Origin of the sequence: Parasphingomonas frigoris (genome assembly GCF_036663815.1) — a bacterium.
In the GTDB taxonomy this organism is placed as follows: Bacteria; Pseudomonadota; Alphaproteobacteria; order Sphingomonadales; family Sphingomonadaceae; genus Sphingomonas.
Window position 1 is genome coordinate 824,641 of record NZ_JAXOJQ010000003.1, and the last position, 17,287, is coordinate 841,927.

Annotated in this window: 14 protein-coding genes; 9 read left to right on the forward strand and 5 right to left on the reverse strand. The window is 66.0% G+C overall.

Going from position 1 to position 17,287, the window contains the following annotated elements:
* Positions 1-47 precede the first annotated feature (47 nt).
* The gene (locus U1872_RS14275; protein WP_332793551.1) at positions 48-572 is read left to right on the forward strand and encodes a hypothetical protein; all 525 of its coding nucleotides are present in this window, start codon (positions 48-50) and stop codon (positions 570-572) included.
* Between the two features lie 217 nt (positions 573-789).
* On the opposite strand, the gene groL is transcribed toward U1872_RS14275, so the two are convergent.
* Together groL and groES are read right to left on the reverse strand one after the other, a co-directional pair.
* On the reverse strand, positions 790-2,433 hold the full coding sequence (gene groL, locus U1872_RS14280) for a chaperonin GroEL (protein WP_332793552.1): 1,644 nt from the start codon (positions 2,431-2,433) through the stop codon (positions 790-792).
* Between the two features lie 87 nt (positions 2,434-2,520).
* A complete protein-coding gene (groES, locus tag U1872_RS14285) occupies positions 2,521-2,808 on the reverse strand; it encodes a co-chaperone GroES (protein ID WP_010183565.1) in 288 nt (95 codons plus the stop codon).
* 213 nt (positions 2,809-3,021) lie between these two features.
* Here groES and sppA point away from each other — a divergent pair, with 213 nt between their 5' ends.
* From sppA to U1872_RS14310, 5 genes are all read left to right on the forward strand, one after another.
* On the forward strand, positions 3,022-4,914 hold the full coding sequence (sppA, locus tag U1872_RS14290; RefSeq protein ID WP_332793553.1) for a signal peptide peptidase SppA: 1,893 nt from the start codon (positions 3,022-3,024) through the stop codon (positions 4,912-4,914).
* Positions 4,911-5,492: a GNAT family N-acetyltransferase gene (locus U1872_RS14295; RefSeq protein WP_332793554.1), complete on the forward strand. Its 582-nt coding sequence runs from the start codon at positions 4,911-4,913 to the stop codon at positions 5,490-5,492. The genes sppA and U1872_RS14295 overlap by 4 nt, the downstream gene beginning before the upstream one ends.
* Positions 5,493-5,778: 286 nt before the next feature.
* Complete coding sequence (gene ileS / locus U1872_RS14300) at positions 5,779-8,700, forward strand: isoleucine--tRNA ligase (protein ID WP_332793555.1); 2,922 nt, start codon at positions 5,779-5,781, stop codon at positions 8,698-8,700.
* Complete coding sequence (gene lspA / locus U1872_RS14305) at positions 8,697-9,236, forward strand: signal peptidase II (RefSeq protein ID WP_332793556.1); 540 nt, start codon at positions 8,697-8,699, stop codon at positions 9,234-9,236. The genes ileS and lspA overlap by 4 nt, the downstream gene beginning before the upstream one ends.
* Positions 9,229-9,639 carry a DUF3035 domain-containing protein gene (locus U1872_RS14310; RefSeq protein ID WP_332793557.1) on the forward strand — a complete coding sequence of 137 codons (411 nt, stop codon included), beginning with the start codon at positions 9,229-9,231 and terminating at the stop codon, positions 9,637-9,639. The genes lspA and U1872_RS14310 overlap by 8 nt, the downstream gene beginning before the upstream one ends.
* Positions 9,640-9,726: 87 nt before the next feature.
* Here U1872_RS14310 and U1872_RS14315 read toward each other — a convergent pair whose 3' ends face one another.
* The 3 genes from U1872_RS14315 to sseA form a co-directional block, all read right to left on the reverse strand.
* On the reverse strand, positions 9,727-10,587 hold the full coding sequence (locus U1872_RS14315) for a TorF family putative porin (RefSeq protein WP_332793558.1): 861 nt from the start codon (positions 10,585-10,587) through the stop codon (positions 9,727-9,729).
* Positions 10,588-10,783: 196 nt separating this feature from the next.
* Entirely contained in the window at positions 10,784-11,977 is a 1,194-nt protein-coding gene (gene metC, locus U1872_RS14320) for a cystathionine beta-lyase (RefSeq protein ID WP_332793559.1), read from the reverse strand.
* A gap of 124 nt (positions 11,978-12,101) precedes the next feature.
* Entirely contained in the window at positions 12,102-12,941 is an 840-nt protein-coding gene (gene sseA / locus U1872_RS14325) for a 3-mercaptopyruvate sulfurtransferase (protein ID WP_332793560.1), read from the reverse strand.
* Between the two features lie 98 nt (positions 12,942-13,039).
* Here sseA and queF point away from each other — a divergent pair, with 98 nt between their 5' ends.
* The 3 genes from queF (at position 13,040) to U1872_RS14340 (ending at position 17,237) form a co-directional block, all read left to right on the forward strand.
* Complete coding sequence (gene queF, locus U1872_RS14330) at positions 13,040-13,486, forward strand: preQ(1) synthase (RefSeq protein ID WP_332793561.1); 447 nt, start codon at positions 13,040-13,042, stop codon at positions 13,484-13,486.
* A 154-nt stretch (positions 13,487-13,640) separates the two neighbouring features.
* The gene (locus U1872_RS14335) at positions 13,641-15,914 is read left to right on the forward strand and encodes a glycosyltransferase family 4 protein (protein WP_332793562.1); all 2,274 of its coding nucleotides are present in this window, start codon (positions 13,641-13,643) and stop codon (positions 15,912-15,914) included.
* 42 nt (positions 15,915-15,956) lie between these two features.
* Entirely contained in the window at positions 15,957-17,237 is a 1,281-nt protein-coding gene (locus tag U1872_RS14340) for a glycoside hydrolase family 130 protein (RefSeq protein WP_332793563.1), read from the forward strand.
* The last annotated feature ends 50 nt before the right edge of the window (positions 17,238-17,287 follow it).

A 17,287-nucleotide genomic window follows, 5' to 3' on the forward strand; every position in this document is an offset into this window, starting at 1 on the left:
ACTTCCGTGGATGCGCGTCGTACCGCTGACCAAACGGAGGACCAAAGATGCGCCGGACGATCGTGACTACGGGACTGCTCGCGCTGATCGCCACGGCCAGCACCGCACTCGCCGCCGCTGGCCCGCAGCAGGACGACAGCGTCGGTCGCGCCGTGACGCAGCCGCTGCGCGACACACGCCTGTCGCAGACCAAGATTCCGCCAGTGCTCCAGCTCGCGGTCTCGGCGCCCTATTCGACGGCGCACACGCAGAGCTGCGCGGCGATTTCGGCGGAGGTGCGCCGGCTCGACGGCGCGCTCGGCCCCGACGTTGACCTTCCCGGCAAGCCGAAGGGGGAGGGGGCTGCGCTGGCGGCGGTCGCGGCGCGGACCGCGGTGAGCACGCTGATCCCCGGGCTGGGTCTGGTGCGCGTGATAACCGGCGCCGACAAGGAGCAGCGCCGCGCCGAGGCCGCGGTCTATGCCGGGCAGACGCGCCGCGCCTATCTGAAGGGGCTCGGGCAGGCGCGCAAATGCACCGCGCCCGCCGCACCGACCCGCGCTGCGGTTGCGGAGACGCCGGCGCTCGACTGATCGGTCCGCCGGCGGCGGACGACCTGGACGACAAAGGGCCGGCGGATCGCTCCGCCGGCCCTTTGCCGTATGTCCAGCCTCGGGGGCTGGGCGCTGGTTCCGGCACCGGCAAAGCCGGCGCTGCGTCGGACGGGATCGTCGAGCAAGCTCGCCGACCCGCCGGCCGGAGCCACGCGAGTCCTGAGCTAAGCTTTCGCTTAGCTCAGGCCGCGTTGGCTCAGAAATCCATGCCGCCCATGCCGCCCATGCCGCCGCCGCCCATCGGCATTGCGGGCTTGTCTTCCGGCAGCTCGCTCACGGCCGCTTCGGTCGTGATGAGCAGGCCGGCGACCGATGCTGCGTTCTGCAGTGCGGTACGGACGACCTTGGTCGGATCGATCACGCCGGCTTCCACCAGGTTCTCGTACGTGTCGGTCGCTGCGTTGAAGCCGATCGTCGAGTCGTTGCCGTCGAGCAGCTTGCCCGAGACGACCGCGCCGTCGTGGCCGGCGTTGGTGGCGATCTGGCGCACCAGCGAGGTCAGCGACTTGCGGACGATGTCGATGCCGCGGGTCTGGTCTTCGTTGGCGCCGGTGACGCCTTCGAGCACCTTGGTCGCGTACAGCAGAGCCGTGCCGCCGCCGGGGACGATGCCTTCTTCAACGGCTGCGCGGGTTGCGTGCAGCGCGTCGTCGACGCGGTCCTTGCGCTCCTTGACTTCGACTTCCGAAGAACCGCCGACCTTGATCACGGCAACGCCGCCAGCAAGCTTGGCGAGACGCTCCTGGAGCTTCTCCTTGTCGTAGTCGCTCGTCGTGTTCTCGATCTGCTGACGGATGGCATCGGTGCGGCCCTTGATCGCGTCATGGTCACCAGCGCCATCGACGATGACGGTGTTGTCCTTGTCGATCGTGACGCGCTTGGCGGTGCCGAGCATGCCGATCGTGACGCTCTCGAGCTTGATGCCGAGGTCTTCCGAGATCATCTCGCCCTTGGTCAGGATCGCGATATCCTCGAGCATCGCCTTGCGACGATCGCCGAAGCCCGGTGCCTTGACCGCTGCGACCTTGAGGCCGCCGCGCAGCTTGTTGACGACGAGCGTGGCCAGAGCCTCACCCTCGATGTCCTCGGCGATGATCAGGAGCGGACGGCCCGACTGAACGACGGCTTCCAGGATCGGGAGCATCGCCTGCAGGTTCGACAGCTTCTTCTCGTGGATCAGGATGAAAGGATCCTGAAGCTCGACCGACATCTTCTCGGGGTTGGTGATGAAGTAGGGCGAGAGGTAGCCACGGTCGAACTGCATGCCTTCGACGACGTCGAGCTCGAACTCGAGACCCTTGGCTTCCTCGACGGTGATGACGCCTTCCTTGCCGACCTTCTCCATCGCTTCAGCGATCTTCTCGCCGACGACGGTGTCGCCGTTTGCCGAGATGATGCCGACCTGGGCGATTTCCTTGGTGCCCGAGACGGGCTTCGAACGCGCCTTGATGTCCTCGACGACCTTGACGACGGCGAGATCGATGCCGCGCTTCAGATCCATCGGGTTCATGCCGGCCGCAACCGACTTCATGCCTTCACGGACGATCGCCTGCGCCAGAACGGTCGCGGTGGTCGTGCCGTCGCCAGCGACGTCGTTGGTCTTCGAGGCGACTTCGCGCAGCATCTGCGCGCCCATGTTCTCGAACTTGTCCTTGAGCTCGATTTCCTTGGCGACGGTGACGCCGTCCTTGGTGATGCGCGGTGCACCGAAGCTCTTGTCGATCACAACGTTGCGGCCCTTCGGCCCCAGCGTGACCTTCACGGCGTCGGCGAGAATGTCCACGCCGCGCAGAATCCGCTCGCGGGCGTCACGCCCGAATTTTACGTCCTTGGATGCCATGGTGAGGCTACCCTTTCTATGTCTGTTGAGTCTGGAAAGTCACACGAAAGTCACACCATCCGCGCCTGCGCGCAGACGGGGGATAGCTCAGCCAACGATGCCGAGAATGTCCGATTCCTTCATGATCAGCAGGTCTTCACCGTCGATCTTGACCTCGGTGCCCGACCATTTGCCGAACAGGATCTTGTCGCCGGCCTTGACCTCGAGCGGGTGGATTTCGCCGGCTTCGTTGCGCGCGCCGGTGCCGACGGAGACGACTTCGCCTTCCTGCGGCTTTTCCTTGGCGGTCTCGGGAATGATGATCCCGCCGGCGGTCTTTTCTTCTGCCTCTACGCGGCGGACGAGCACGCGGTCGTGCAACGGACGAAAGGTCATGGGCGAAGTCCCTTTATAATGAACAGGTGTTAGCACTCGACGGAGGTGAGTGCCAGCAGCCGGGATATGATAGCGCGCATGCGCATCGTCAACCGCTGCAGGCGGAATTTCTGCCGTGAAAAATTACGCGTGTTGGACGTATAACACGCATTTACTCGCGCCATGCGTTGCCCTAGCGATGGGGCCTATTTCCGCCAAGCAGGGAGCGGCCAAGTGAAACTCGTACGGGGCGCATGGAAGATACTCGTCGGGATCAAGGACGCGCTCGTCCTGATCGCCATGTTGTTGTTCTTCGGCCTGTTGTTCGGCGCGCTCGCCGCCAAACCGGGCAAGAGCGCGATCGGAGACGGTGCGCTCGTCCTCAAGCTCGACGGCCCGATTGTCGAGCAGACGCAGGACTCCAGCCCGTTCGCCAGCCTGTCGGGCGGCGGTTCGCCGCGCGAATATCGCCTGCGCGACGTGGTGCGCAGCCTCGACAAGGCGGCCAAGGATGACCGCGTCAAGGTCGTCGTACTCGATCTCGACTCGTTCGGCGGTGGCTATCCCGCCGCGCTGACCGAAGTCGGCGATGCGCTGCGCCGCGTCCGCGACGGTTCCGACGGGAAAGGCGGCAAGCCGGTCCTCGCCTTCGCCACTGCCTATACCGACTCGGGCTATCGCCTGGCGGCCAATGCCAGCGAGATCTGGGAAAGCCCGATGGGCGGCACGCTGTTCATGGGCCCGGGCGGATCGCAGCTCTATTACAAGGGCCTGATCGACAAGCTCGGCGTCAATGCGCACGTCTATCGCGTCGGCAAGTACAAGTCGTTCGTCGAGCCCTACACCCGCACCGAGGCCTCGCCCGAGGCGAAGGAAGAGGTGGTCAAGCTCTACCAGGTGCTGTTCGCCAACTGGCAGGAGGTCGTCACCAAGGCGCGCCCCAAGGCCAAGTTCGCGCCGTTCCTGACCACGCCGGGCGCGGTGATCACCGCCGCGCAGGGCGACATCGCCAAGGCCAATCTCGATGCCGGGCTGGTCGACAAGCTCGGCACGCGGCTCGATTTCGGCCAGCGCGTCGCCGCGATCGCCGGGGTCGATACGGGCAAGGCGGCGGGCCTGTTCAAGACGATCAAATATGACGCCTATGTCGCGGCCAACCCGCTGCCGACCGCGGGCGGCAAGATCGGCGTGCTGACGATCGCCGGCGATATCATCGACGGCAAGTCGACCGCCGGTAGCGTCGGGTCGGACACCGTGTCGAAGCTGTTGCTCGACGCGCTCGCCAAGAAGGACCTGAAGGCGCTCGTCGTGCGCGTCGATTCGCCCGGCGGCTCGGCGCTCGCATCGGAGGACATGCGCCGCGCGATCCTCGAGGCGAAGGCGCAGAAGCTGCCGATCGTCGTGTCGATGGGCTCGGTCGCGGCCTCGGGCGGCTATTGGGTGTCGACCGCAGGCGACATCGTGTTCGCGCAGCCTACCACGATCACCGGCTCGATCGGCATCTTCGGGATCATCCCGACGTTCGAGAACACGCTCAAGAAGATCGGCCTGACCACCGACGGCGTCCGCACCACGCCGCTGTCCGGCCAGCCCGACATCTATGGCGGCACCAACCCCGAGACCGATGCGATCTTCCAGGCGGGGATCGAGAATGGCTATCGCCAGTTCATCACGCGCGTCGCGACGGCGCGCAAGCTGAGCACGACGCGCGTCGACGAGATCGGGCAGGGGCGTGTTTGGGATGGCGGGACCGCGCATCAGATCGGGCTGGTCGATCGCTTCGGCGGGCTGCAGGATGCGGTCGCCGAGGCGGCGCGGCGTGCCGGGTTGAAGGCGGACGGCTATCACGCCGAATATCTCGAGAAGAAGCCGAGCGCCTTTGCCAAGATGATCGCGCAGCTGGTCGATTCGAACAAGGATGACGACGCCTCGGCCGGCGACGCTTTCACGCGGATGGCGGCGGAGCGGCGCGCGGTGTTCGCGCGCGCGCTCGGCGACGTGACGCGTATCGGCACGGGTGCCGCGATCCAGGCGCGCTGCCTCGAGTGCGAGGGCGTCGGCGGCAACGCGCCGCGGCCGGGCGATGCGCGGCTGATGGACTTCGTGCTGGCGCGGTTCGGGCTGTGATTCCCGATCCGGCGCCGACGCGGATCGCGATCCGCCCCGCGACGCCCGACGATGCCGCGGCGATCGCGGCGATCTACAAGCCCTATGTCGAGCGCGGCACCGTCTCGTTCGAGCTCAAGGCGCCCGACGAGCGCATCTTCCGCCAGCGGATGGCGTCGTCGGGCGGGCTCTATCCGTGGCTGGTCGCGACGGGCGAGGATGGCGCGGTGCTCGGCTATGCCTATGCCTCGGCGTTCCGCGACCGGCCGGCGTATCGCTTCACCGTCGAGACGACGGTCTATCTCGCCAGCGGCACGCAGGGGCGCGGCAATGGGCGCCAGCTGTACGACGCGCTGATCGACACCGTGCGCGCGCAGGGCTTCACGCATGCGATCGGTGTGATCGCCTTGCCGAACGACCATTCGATCCGGCTGCACGAGTCGGTCGGCTTCAAGCGCGCCGGCTTCTTCCGCGAGGCGGGCTACAAGGACGGCCGTTGGATTGACGTCGGCTACTGGCACTGCGACCTCAACGACGCGACGATCCCGCCAATGGAGCCCAAGCCGTTCAGCGAGACGGGGATGGTGTGGAATTGGTGAGGCGCGGCTGAGCGCACCCGCAAAGCGGCTTCGTCTCTCCTTCTCTGCGCTATCCGCGGCTCTGCGCGCAAAAAAAGAAGATTGAGTTCGCGCGGAGAACGCTCGATGCAGCGTTGCTTCTTTTCTTCGTGGCTTCGTGTCTTTGTGTGAGAAAGAAGATGGGCTCACACAAAGACACGAAGCCACGAAGATGTCTCTGACCGCTGATGCACGATCTTCGGGATGGAAGGCTCCCCTGCGGGGAGGGCTTTATACCGCGGGACCGCTCGGCTAAGGCCGCTCTCAAATGACCGACACCCCAGACACCGCATCCGCTCCGCGCGATTATCGCGACACCGTCTTCCTGCCGAAGACCGACTTCCCGATGAAGGCCGGCCTGCCCGCCAAGGAGCCCGGGATCCTCGCGCGCTGGCAGGCGATGAACCTCTACGAGAAGACGCGCGAAGCGCGCCGCGGCCGCGAGAAGTTCATCCTGCATGATGGCCCGCCCTATGCGAACGGCGACATGCATATCGGCCATGCGCTCAACCATATCCTCAAGGATACGGTGTGCCGCACGCAGGGGTTGCTCGGCAAGGACGCGCCCTATGTGCCCGGCTGGGACTGCCACGGCCTGCCGATCGAGTGGAAGGTCGAGGAGCAGTATCGCGCCAAGAAGCGCAACAAGGACGAAGTCCCGCCGCGCGAATTTCGCGCCGAGTGCCGGGCGTACGCGCAGCATTGGGTGAACGTGCAGCGCGAGCAGCTCAAGCGGCTCGGCATCAACGGCGAGTGGGACCATCCCTATCTGACGATGGATTTCGCCGCCGAGGCGACGATCGTCACCGAGCTGATGAAGTTCGCGGAGAGCGGCCAGCTCTATCGCGGCGCCAAGCCGGTGATGTGGTCGCCCGTTGAAAAGACCGCGCTCGCCGAGGCCGAGGTCGAATATGAGGACGTCGTGTCGACGCAGATCGACGTGGCGTTCGAGATCGTGGAGGCGCCGAACGCGCCAGAGCTGGTCGGCGCGCATGCGGTGATCTGGACGACGACGCCGTGGACGATCCCGGTGAACCAGGCGCTGAGCTACGGGCCGGAGATCGAGTATCTGCTCGTCCGCTTCGACGACATGGCCGAGGGGCCGCGCACGCTGCTGATCGCGCACGATCTGCTCGAGAGCTTCGGCGCGCGGATCGGGCATCCGGTGATCCTCAAGATCGGCGACAGCGCAGGGACGGTGACCGCGCTCCAGTCTATCAAGGGCGCGCAGCTCGAAGGCGCCTCCGCGCGCCATCCGATGCACGAACTCGGCGGGTTCTTCGCGAAGCCGCGGCCGTTCCTGCCGGGCGATTTCGTGACCACCGAGGCGGGCACCGGGCTCGTCCATATGGCGCCCGATCATGGCGAAGACGATTTCCTGCTGTGCAAGCAATACGGCATCGATCCGGTCTTCGCGGTCGATGGCGCGGGGATGTATCGCGATGATTGGGCGTGGCTCGGCGGGCAGGGCTCGGTGATCAACAAGAAGTTCGTCTCCGCCGAGGGGCCGATCTGTTCGGACCTGCGCGGCGTCGGCGCGTTGCTCGCGGCGAGCGATGATTTCCCGCATTCCTATCCGCATTCGTGGCGGTCGAAGGCGAAGGTCATTTTCCGGGCTACGCCGCAGTGGTTCATTCCAATGGATCAGGCGCTTCCGGAATCCCCCTCCCGCTTGCGGGAGGGGTTAGGGGAGGGCAGTGCCGCGAGCGCTGACCTTTCCGGCACTGCCCTCCCCCAGCCCCTCCCGCAAGCGGGAGGGGAGCAAGAAGGGGAGACTTTGCGTTCCACCGCGCTGCGCGCGATCGAAGCGACCACCTGGTATCCGCCCAAGGGCCAGAACCGCATCACCGCGATGGTCGCCGGGCGCCCCGATTGGGTGATCAGCCGCCAGCGCGCCTGGGGCGTGCCGATCACGCTGTTCGTCGATCGCCTCACCGGGCAGTATCTCGTCGATCCCGCGGTCAATGCGCGGATCATCGCCGCGATCAACGCCGAGGGCGTCGATGCGTGGAGCGAGGAAGCGGCGCAGGACCTGCTCGGCCCCGACTATGACCTCGCCGATTACGAGCGCGTCACCGACATTCTCGACGTGTGGTTCGACAGCGGCTGCACGCACGCCTTCGTGCTCGAGAGCGGGCGCTGGCCCGATCTGCAATGGCCGGCCGATCTCTATCTCGAAGGCTCGGACCAGCATCGCGGCTGGTTCCAGTCGTCGCTGATGGAGGCGTGCGGCACGCGCGGGCGAGCGCCGTATAATGCGGTGCTGACGCATGGCTTCACGATGGACTCCAAGGGCATGAAGATGTCCAAGTCGCTCGGCAACACGATCAACCCGCTCGACCTGATGAAGGAATCGGGCGCGGACATCCTGCGGCTGTGGGCGCTGTCGGTCGATTTCACCGAGGACCACCGCATCGGCAAGGAGATCCTCGGCGGCGTCTCCGACCAGTATCGCAAGCTGCGCAACACCTTCCGCTATCTGCTCGGCGCGCTCGACGGGTTCGAGGAGAGCGAGCGGCTTCCGGTCGCGGAGATGCCCGAGCTCGAACGCTACGTGCTCCATCTGCTCGCCGAGCTCGACGCCAAGCTGCGCGCGGCGGTGCTGGTGTACGACTTCAACAGCTATGTCCGGCTGTTGACCGAGTTCGCGCAGGAAGATCTGTCGGCCTTCTACTTCGATATTCGCAAGGATTCGCTCTATTGCGACGCGCCGAGCGATGCCAAGCGCCGCGCCGTGCGCACCGTGTTCGACACGCTGTTCCACGCGCTCGTCCGCTATGCCGCGCCGGTGCTGTGCTTCACCGCCGAGGAGACGTGGCAGGCGCGCTTCCCGAGCGAGGATGGCTCGGTGCATCTGCTCGAATGGCCCGAGGTTCCCGCGGTCGACAGCGTCGATGCGGCGAAGTGGGATGCGGTTCGTGCCTTGCGCCAGCAAGTGACCGAGGCGATCGAGCCGCTGCGCCGCGAAAAGATCGTGCGCTCGAGCCTCGAGGCCGAAGTGGTCGTGCCCGAGGCGCCGCTGCCGGTCGCCGAGCTCGCCGAGCTGTTCATCGTCGCGCAGGTCACGCTCGGTGACACGCTCGCGGTGGCGCGGACCGACTTCCACAAATGCGGGCGCTGCTGGCGGCTGCTCCCCGAGGTCGAGGACGACGGCGATCTGTGCGATCGCTGCGAGGCGGTGGTGGCATGAGGCTCCCGCTCGCAGGCTTCGCGACCGCGATCGCGCTGTTCGTCGCCGACCAGGCCGCCAAGCTCGGCGTGACCGAGGGGCTCAAGCTCGATGCGATGACCAACGCGCATTATGTCACGTCGTTCTTCAACCTGCGCTTCGTCGCCAATCGTGGCGTGTCGCTGGGGCTGCTCCACGCCGATACCGACACGACGCGCTGGCTGCTCGTGCTGATGACCGGCGCGATCGCGATCGGCGTGCTGGTGTGGATGCTGCGCGAGCCCAAGCGCGCCGACCAGATGGCGCTCGGGCTCGTGCTCGGCGGCGCATTCGGCAACATCCTCGACCGGATCCGGCTCGGCTATGTCGTCGATTTTGCCGATCTGCATTTCGGCGACTGGCAGCCGTTTTTGGTCTTCAACATCGCCGACGCGGCGATTAGCATCGGCGTGGTCATCTTGCTCGCGCGCGCGCTTCTGATACGAGATAAGCCGACCACAGATGCGCCGTCAGATTCTGGGGCGGAACAGGGCCCAACGGAGAATATCCATGCGTAAGTTTTCGATTCTTTCGGCCGGCGTGGCGCTGCTCGCGCTCGGCGCTTGCGCGCATGGCAAGGGCGGTCGCGCCGGGCCCGACGAATTCTCGGTGGCGCGCCAGGCACCGCTGGTGATCCCGCCCGATTTCTCGCTGACCCCGCCAAAGCCCGGCGCGGCGCGCGCCAACGACGTGAGCGCGAACGCGCAGGCGCTCGACGCGCTGTTCGGCGGCACCGCGGCACGCAGCGCGGGCGAGAGCGCGACGATCTCGCAGGCCGGCGTCGATTCGGACGATCCCGGCATCCGCTCGTCGGTCGGCGATCCCGGCACGACCGTGGTCGACAAGGGCACGACGACGCGCGACGTGGTCGCAGCGCCAGAGGGCGACGGCCAGGCCGCACGGGCGACCGCGCCGAAGTGACACAAAACGAAACCCTCCCCCGCGGGTGCGGGGGAGGGTTGCGGTAGAGCGAAGGGAGCGTCCGGACAGGCGCTCCCTTTTTTCGTGTCAGAAGGCTACGCCGACATAGCCGAGCACGCTCGAGCCGCGACCGAAGGTCGAGGCATACCCCTTGCGGTAGAAACCGCCGAACTTGCTGCTGGTGATGTCGGTGTCGACATAGGTCACGCCGACCTTGAACGGACCGCCGACGGCCTCGGCCGTGACCGACCAGTCGAGATAGTTGCGATCGTTCGCGACGAGGTTGGCGAGGCCGAGCGAGCCGTCGGTATAGCCGACATGGCCCTTGAGCGTGACCGGCGTCTTGGGCACTGCGACCGCAGCCTCGCCATAGACGTAGATATTGTCGTCCTTGTTGTTCGCGGTGAAGTCGAGGCCCTTCTGACCACCCCACGCATAGTTGCCGCCGACCTTGGTCGATACCGGGCCGAGCGTGTAGCTGACCGAGGCATAAGGCTCGAAGAAATCGGTATTGGGCGCGACCGACTTGTTGTGGCTCGGATAGTAATAATAGAGCAAGCCGGCATCGACGGTCAGGCCGTTGAAGGTCTTGGTGTAGCCGCCGTACAGATCGACCTCGGCATCGCCATAGCCGTTGAGCAATGGCGTCTTGCCGCTGCCGTCGATCGTCGACGCCCAGGTGCCGATGTAGAAACCAGCCGAGCTGTTGATGTTGATCGTGCCCTGGACGGCGCCGTCGCCATTGGTCTGGGTCAGGCCGCGGAAGCGATAGTCGCTGATCAGCGTGACGCCGCCGGTGATCTTGAACGGCTTGTCGGCCGCGGCCGGTGCTGCGGCTGGTGCATCCTTGGCATCGGGGGTGGTGGTGACGGGTACGTCCTGCGCGAAGGCGGGCGTGGCGGAAGCAGCGAGCAAGAGCGCGCCGAGCGTAGATGTGGAGAAGCGCATGGTTTCCCTTTCGAAAATGCGACTGTCCCCGCCTGCTTTGCCGATGCAGCGTCTGTCAGAGACGCGAAGGTCTCCCGCGCGACTAAAGCGGCAGCCCCTCCAATGCCGAGCGACGCTGCAGCGCACAACCGAATTCGCGTCGCGCGCGCGCGGTTGCGGCGCTATTGTGGCTGATCTGCAACAGCCTTGTAACAAATCATTGCTGGCCAGCGAACCGCGCGAGCCCGGCGGCGAGGTCGGCGATCAGGTCGGCGGGATCCTCGAGCCCGATCTGCAGCCGCACCATCGGCCCGGCGTCGTTGCGCTGCGTGACGCTGCGATGGCGCAGCGGATCGACCGGCAGCGCGAGGCTTTCGAACCCGCCCCAGCTATAGCCGATCCCGAAATGCGCGAGCCCGTCGATCAGCCGCGCGCGGGCGGCCTCATCGCCGCCGTTGAGGACGAACGAGAACAGCCCCGACGCGCCCTTGAAGTCGCGGACGAAATGCGCGTGGCCGGGGCAGCTCGGCAGTGCCGGATGGAGTACGGTGGCGACCTCGGGCTGCTGCGCAAGCCACTGCGCGATCTGAAGCGCGCTTGCCTGATGCTGCTTGAGGCGCACCGCCATCGTCCGCAAGCCCCGGCTGGCGAGCCAGGCATCGTCGGGGCTGACGACCTGTCCGAGCTCGAAACTGGTGCTGCGCAACCGCGCGAAATGCCCCGGGCCGGCGGTCACCGCGCCCATCATCACGTCGCTATGGCCGACGATATATTTTGTGCAGGCGAGGATGGTGAGATCGATGCCGTGCGCGATCGCGGGGAAGAAGAGTGGCGTCGCCCAGGTATTGTCGAGCAGCGTGGTCACGCCGCGCGCCTTGGCGACGCCGACGATAGCGGGGATGTCCTGCACCTCGAAGGTGAGGCTGCCGGGGCTTTCGAGCAGGATCGCGCGGGTGCTGTCGGTGATCAGGTCGGCGATGCCCGCGCCGATCATCGGATCGTAGAAGCGCGTGGTGATGCCCATCCGCGTGAGCAGGCCGCGGCCCATCGCGCGGGTCGGATCGTACGCGCTGTCGGGGATCAGCAGATCATCGCCGGGCGAGAGCACCGAGAGCAGCGCGGCGGCGATCGCGGCGACGCCCGAGGGGTAGAGGAAGGTGCCTTCGGCGCCGGGCTCGAGCTCGGTCAGCGCATCGGCGAGGCTCCACTGCGTCGGCGTGCCCTTGCGCCCGTAGAACAAGCGGTGATGCGTGTCGCGCCCGGCGGCTTCGCGCAGATCGGCGACCGAATCGTAGAGGATCGTCGAGGCACGCCAGACCGGCGTGCTGACGATGCCCTGCGTCCATTCCTTGCGGCGTCCCGCGGTGACGACGCGGGTGGAATCGCCCTTGGGGGCATCGGTCTTCTTCATGGTGCGAATCTCTAAGCCCCTCCCCTTCAGGGGAGGGGTCGGGGGTGGGGCAGTGCTGGGTGCTACGCTCGTTACGGCCCCACCCCAACCCCTCCCCTGAAGGGGAGGGGCTTTTAGAAGCCAATTACGCCGCGCCGGTCGCCTTGGGCGTGGTGCGATCGGCACCCCATTCGGACCAGCTGCCGTCATAGACCGCGGCTTCATTGCCGAGCAGATGCGCGCCGAACGCCAGCGCCGAGGCGGTGATGCCCGAGCCGCAGGTGGTGACGAGCGGCTTGGCGAGATCGATCCCGGCGCCTTCGAACGCGGCCTTGAGCGCGTCTCCGGTCTTCCACGTCCCGTCGCCGTTGAAGAGCTCGCCGACCGGCAGGTTCTTAGAGCCCGGAATGTGGCCGGCATGCGTGGCAGGCCGCGGATCGGGTTCCTCGCCGGTGAAGCGCGCGGCCGAGCGTGCGTCGAGCACTTGCTCGGCGCCGCTGTCGACATTGGCCTTCATCTGGTCGAGCGTGCGCACGCCCTTGTCGTCGGCCCAGACGGTGAAGTGGCGATGGCGGAGCTGCTCCTTGCCGGTCGCCGTCTCGCGGCCTTCGGCCTGCCATTTGGCGAGCCCGCCGTCGAGGATCGCGACGTCGTGCGCGCCGAAGGTGCGCAGCATGAACCAGGCGCGCGCCGAGGTGTGATAGGGCGAATTGTCGTACAGCACGATGCGGCTGCCATCGCCGAGCCCGAGCGACTGCATCCGGCTGGCGAATTTCTCGGGCGCCGGGAGCATCGCGGGCAGCGTGCTGCTGGTGTCGGCGAGTTCGGCCAGATCCATGAACACCGCGCCGGGAATATGCGCCGCCTCATATTCGGCCGCCGGATCGCGATCCCCGAAGCCCGCGAAATAGGTCGCGTCGACGATCCTCAGGTCGTTTGCGCCAAGCTCGTTTGCGAGCCATTCGGTCGTCACCAGCGAATCCATCGATCGTCTCCTTGGTTTTTTGCCAGCCTAGCCACCCGTTCGCGCGCCGTCGAGACGGTTGGGATGACGCAGCCGCCACGCTGCCCTATATTGGCGCGATGACCCCTACGCATCTCGGCCAGACCAGCACGCTTCCCGCTTCCCCTGAGGAGGCGGTGCTCGATTATGTTCCCAACCCGCGCCCCGGCCGGACCTATCTTGTGCGCTTCGCGGTGCCCGAGTTCACCTCGCTCTGCCCGGTTACCGCGCAACCCGACTTCGCGCATCTCGTGATCGACTATGCGCCCTACGCGACGATCGTCGAATCGAAGTCGCTCAAGCTGTTCCTCGGGTCGTTCCGCAACCACCAGGCATTCCACGAAGATTGCACCGTCGGGATCGGCGAGCGGCTGTTCGCCGAGATGCAGCCGTTGTGGCTGCGGATCGGCGGATATTGGTATCCGCGCGGCGGGATTCCGATCGACGTGTTCTGGCAATCGGGCGCGCCGCCAGAAGGTCTTTGGCTGCCGGCGCAGGACGTGCCAGGATATCGCGGGCGCGGTTGAGCGCCCGACTCGTTCAGCTTACCGCAAGGTTGATCTCGATCACGTCGATTCCGTATGTTGCATTGCAACATTGCTGCAACCATATTGAAACTTAGCCGTTCGTGGGGGACAGCTGAAGGGTGCAAGCCCGGATTTACCCTGAGGAAATGCGAGCATGGTGCAAGTGGCGGACATCGTGGGCTCGATCGACCATCTGGCGCTGGTCGGCAACTTCCTGCCGCGTAAATGCGGCCTTGCAACATACACCACCGACACGTTTACCGCGCTGAAGGGCCGTTTCCCCGACCTGCGCATCGACGTCTATGCGATGGACGATCATCCCGGTCTCTACGATTATCCGCCCGAGGTAACTCGCAGCATCCCCGAGCAGGATCGCATGCAGTATCTGGAGGCCGCCCGCGAGATCGAGGCGAGCGGCGCGCAGGCGCTGTGGCTGCAACACGAATACGGCATCTTCGGCGGTCCGGCGGGCGAGCATATCCTCGCCTTGCTCGATCGTGTGTCGATGCCGGTGATCGTCACGCTCCACACCATTCTCGAAAAGCCCGATGCCGACCAGCGTCGCGTGATGGAAGGCCTGTTGCGCCGTGCCGCGCGCGTCGTCGTGATGGCAGAGCGCGGTCGCGAGATCCTCGAGCGCGTCTACGGCGCGAGCGGCCGCTCGATCGTGATGATCCCGCACGGCGTGCCGGATCGCGATTTCGTCGATCCCGCCACGCTCAAGGGGCGCTTCGGATGGGAAGGGCGGCAGGTCGTGCTGACCTTCGGCCTGCTCGCGCCCGGCAAGGGTATCGAGGTCATGATCGACGCGCTGCCGGCGATCGTCGAGCAGAACCCGGATGTGCTGTATGCGGTGCTCGGCGCGACGCACCCCAATCTTGTGAAGCACGAAGGCGAGAAGTATCGCGATAAGTTGAAGGCGCTCGCGCTCGATCACGGCGTCAGCCGCAACATCGAATTCATCGATGCGTTTCTCGAGCATGACGCGTTGATCGACTATCTGCAGGCTGCGGATATCTATGCGACGCCCTATCTCAACCCCGCGCAGATCACGTCGGGAACGCTGTCCTACGCCGTCGGCGTCGGCAAGGCGGTGGTATCGACGCCCTATGTGCACGCCACCGAGATCCTCGCCGATGGCCACGGCGTCCTCGTCGACTTCGGCGACTCGGCGGCTTTCGCGCGCGAGATCAACGCGCTGCTCGGCAGCGACCGCAACCGCATCAAGCTGTCCGAGCGCGCTTATGCGCGAGGCCGCACGATGATCTGGCCGCGTCTCGCCGAAGTCGCGATGCGCGAAATCGTCCAGATGGTCGCCGCCAAGCCGCGTCGGCTGCCGAGCAGCACGGCATCGCTGACGCCACTGCCGGGAGATTTCGCCGGTGTCGAGCGGATGAGCGATTCCACGGGCATGCTGCAGCATTCGATCTATTCGATCCCCGACCGTCGCCACGGCTATTGCATCGACGACAATGCCCGCGCGCTGATGCTGGTCAGCCAGATGAGCGAGATGGACGACGTCCAGCGCGACAAGTGGATGACGGTCTATGCGTCGTTCCTGCAATATGCGTGGAATCCCGAGGCGCGCCGCTTCCGCAATTTCATGAATTTCGACCGGACCTGGTGCGAGGAATTCGGCTCGGAAGATTCGAACGGCCGCACGCTGTGGGCGTTCGGCGTGACCGCGCGCGATGCGCAGCAGGCCAAGCATCGCGACTGGGCGCTGTCGATGTTCGACATGACCGCGTCGCTCGCGCTCGAGCTCGGCTCGCCGCGGGCGCACGCCTTTGCGATGCTCGGTGCCGCGGCGATCCTCGAGGCGCATCCCGGCCACACGCTGGCGCGCGAGATCCTTGCGCGCTTCGGCGATGAACTGTGCGGACTGCTCGAAGAGGCGCGTCGCCCCGAATGGGAGTGGTTCGAGATCGTCCTCGCCTATGACAATGCGCGATTGCCCGAGGCACTGCTGCGCGCCGGCATGGCGCTCGAGCGTCCCGACATGATAAAGTGCGGCCTGGCGACGCTCGACTGGATCGTCGCCAAGCAGACCTCGCCCGACGGCCGCTTCCGCGCGGTCGGCAGCGAGAGCTTCGGGCGCGTCTATGCCGAGCCGCTTCAGTTCGACCAGCAGCCGCTCGAAGCACAGGCGACGATCGATGCCTGTGGCGCCGCGTTCGACGCATCGCAGAACCTGCGCTGGGTCGAGGAAGCCAATCGCGCCTATCGCTGGTATCTCGGTCAGAACGACCTCGATCTGCCGCTGGCGACCGCGCAGGACGGTGGTTGTTTCGACGGCCTGATGCCGACCGGGCTCAACCGAAACCAGGGCGCCGAGTCGATTTTGGCGCTGCAATTGGCCGGTTGCACCATTTCCGGGCTGGCAAAGCGGTCGCAAAGCGTGGCAGGACCGGATCGCGCCGTCGCGTAGCCTCGCTCGTGACGCCGCCGAGGCGTTGCGCGAGGCTATACCGTGATTGAGTTGTTCGAACATCCGCTCCGGCTGCATGCCGATCCGTCCCGCGTGGTGGTGCGTCCGTTCCACCTCGCCTGGGGTGGCAATGGCGGCAACCGGACCGAGCGGATCGTCAACGCGGTGATGGCGCTCGATACCGCCGAGACGCGCCTTGAGCTCGAGATCGTGCTCAAGGATTTCGAGGCGCGGCACTGGCAGACCCGGCGGGTGTTCATGACGCGCTACGACGAGATCGAGCAGATGCTCGGCCTCGACGGCAGCGAGATTGGCGACGAGAAGCGCCAGCTGATCGGCGCCTATTTCTGCCACGAATATAGCTATGCCGCCGCCGCGCTCATGAACCCGAGCGCGGTGCCGCATTTCGACCAGTCGGGCATGCCCGCAGGATCGCAGCGCATCCTGATGAGCCTGCGCGCGGTGGGCGAGGGACATATCTCCTCGGTCTCGTTCCGCGAGGGCATCATCACCGACGGCAATCAGCTCAAGCTCGCGCCCGAGCCGCCGTTCGCGACCGCGACCGATGCGGTCGGGCTCGACGAGGAGACGCTGCCCGAGGGCCCGATCACCGTCTATCGCCACCGCGATTCGACGCTGTCGGGGACGGTGATCTTCCCGATCACCGCGGCGCAGTCGAAGGGGCTCGAGGATCTGCGGCTCGTCCAGTTCCATCACGACGACGGCTCGGTCGAATGGCTCGGCACCTACACCGCGTATAACGGTTCGACGATCCAGTCCGAATTGCTGCGCACGCGCGATTTCCGCGCGTTCGATCTTGTGCCGATGACCGGCTCGGCCGCGCGCAACAAGGGCATGGGGCTGTTCCCGCGCAAGGTGAACGGCCAGTATATGATGATCGGCCGGCAGGACGGCGAGAATCTGTACCTGATCAAGTCCGATACGCTGACGCATTGGGACGAGGGCGAGAAACTGCTCGGCCCGATGTATCCGTGGGAGCTGGTGCAGATCGGCAATTGCGGTCCGCCGATCGAGCTCGACGAGGGCTGGTTGCTGTTGACCCACGGCGTCGGCGCGATGCGCAAATATGCGATCGGCGCGGTGCTGCTCGACAAGACCAACCCCGCCAAGGTGATCGGCCGCACGCGCGAGCCGATCCTCGCTGCGGCGAACCAGGACCGCGAGGGCTATGTGCCCAACGTCGTCTATACCTGCGGCGCGATCCGGCATGGTGAGACGCTGTTCGTACCATATGGCGTCGCGGACAGCTCGGTCGCGTTCGCGTTCATCAATATCAAGACGCTGCTCGAGGCTATGGCCTGAAGCTCCCTCTCCCTGCGGGAGAGGGAAGGGGCCCGCTCGGCGCAGCCGAG

Bases quoted from the DNA above. Each gene is read 5' to 3' on its own strand.
- groL (WP_332793552.1), bottom strand. From the start codon at position 2,433: ATGGCATCCAAGGACGTAAAATTCGGGCGTGACGCCCGCGAGCGGATT.
- metC (WP_332793559.1), bottom strand. From the start codon at position 11,977: ATGAAGAAGACCGATGCCCCCAAGGGCGATTCCACCCGCGTCGTCACC.
- U1872_RS14335 (WP_332793562.1), top strand. From the start codon at position 13,641: ATGGTGCAAGTGGCGGACATCGTGGGCTCGATCGACCATCTGGCGCTG.
- queF (WP_332793561.1), top strand. From the start codon at position 13,040: ATGACCCCTACGCATCTCGGCCAGACCAGCACGCTTCCCGCTTCCCCT.
- lspA (WP_332793556.1), top strand. From the start codon at position 8,697: ATGAGGCTCCCGCTCGCAGGCTTCGCGACCGCGATCGCGCTGTTCGTC.
- groES (WP_010183565.1), bottom strand. From the start codon at position 2,808: ATGACCTTTCGTCCGTTGCACGACCGCGTGCTCGTCCGCCGCGTAGAG.
- sseA (WP_332793560.1), bottom strand. From the start codon at position 12,941: ATGGATTCGCTGGTGACGACCGAATGGCTCGCAAACGAGCTTGGCGCA.
- U1872_RS14315 (WP_332793558.1), bottom strand. From the start codon at position 10,587: ATGCGCTTCTCCACATCTACGCTCGGCGCGCTCTTGCTCGCTGCTTCC.
- ileS (WP_332793555.1), top strand. From the start codon at position 5,779: ATGACCGACACCCCAGACACCGCATCCGCTCCGCGCGATTATCGCGAC.
- U1872_RS14275 (WP_332793551.1), top strand. From the start codon at position 48: ATGCGCCGGACGATCGTGACTACGGGACTGCTCGCGCTGATCGCCACG.
- U1872_RS14310 (WP_332793557.1), top strand. From the start codon at position 9,229: ATGCGTAAGTTTTCGATTCTTTCGGCCGGCGTGGCGCTGCTCGCGCTC.